Source organism: Paenibacillus sp. An7 (genome assembly GCF_009870785.1).
Classification (GTDB): Bacteria; Bacillota; Bacilli; order Paenibacillales; family Paenibacillaceae; genus Paenibacillus.
Map to the genome: position 1 here is coordinate 1 of NZ_WTWX01000118.1, position 228 is coordinate 228.

At 40.4% G+C, this 228-nt stretch carries 1 protein-coding gene; it reads right to left on the reverse strand.

Annotated features, from left to right (window positions below; all coding sequences use genetic code 11):
* Positions 1–228: DDE-type integrase/transposase/recombinase (locus GQY27_RS21370; RefSeq protein ID WP_160037262.1), on the reverse strand; the 228-nt coding region annotated here is incomplete at both ends.

The following is a 228-nucleotide window of genomic DNA, read 5'->3' on the forward strand; positions in this document are numbered from 1 at the left end:
GGGTGTAATGAAAACCTTGATCGGAGTGAATCATGGCTTCTGGATGTAGTCGATTACCGATAAAGTCTTCTAATTTACTTAACGTCCGGTAGACAATTTCCATACGTAAACTTGTTGAAAGTTCATAGGCGACTATTTCCCGTGTCGCCACATCTTTCACACAAGACAAATATGCCGTTTTACCACCCTGAATTTGCAAGTAAGTAATGTCGGTTACGAATGTTTTCC